Source organism: Caballeronia glathei, from assembly GCF_000698595.1.
GTDB classification, from domain to species: Bacteria; Pseudomonadota; Gammaproteobacteria; order Burkholderiales; family Burkholderiaceae; genus Caballeronia; species Caballeronia glathei.
The window spans coordinates 1-513 of sequence record NZ_JFHC01000299.1; the positions used below are offsets into that span (position 1 = coordinate 1).

Below are 513 nucleotides of genomic sequence, written 5' to 3' on the forward strand. Positions count from 1 at the left end.
CTAGCAGCGCGTCGTTGCTCACGCGGCTTCGGTGCGGCCTGTCCCGCTCGGCACGTTGGCGGCGTTGATGAAAGCCGCTGGGGCTGACTTCCAGCACCTCGCATAACACCGAAATCGGCCAGTGATGGCGATTGCGTTCGATGAAGGCGTACTTCACGTCGAGTCCTTCGCGAAGTACGCCGCTGCCTTTTTTAGAATGTCGCGCTCCATCTTCAGGCGGGCCACTTCAGCGCGCAGTCTCGCCAATTCCATCTGCTCCGGGCTTACCGGCTTCATGCCGGCTCCGCCGAGCTTGCCGTCCAGCTCAGCCTTGACCCAGTTGGAAATCGACTGCGCCGGCACACCCAGCGTCGCGCCCACCGCCGCGACGCTCTGGCCGGCCTTGACCAGCCGAACCGCTTCCAGCTTGAATTCGAGCGTGTAGCGCGCCCGCTTCGTCTTGCTCATCTTCTTGACTCTCCTTGCTTGAGTTTAAACGCTCAGCAAGGAATTCGTTTTTCGGGGGCAAGCTCA

At 61.4% G+C, this 513-nt stretch carries 1 pseudogene; it reads right to left on the bottom strand.

From position 1 onward, the window contains the following. Positions 1-447, bottom strand: a pseudogene (locus BG61_RS38885) (transposase); the annotation flags it as partial. Between the last annotated feature and the right edge of the window lie 66 nt (positions 448-513).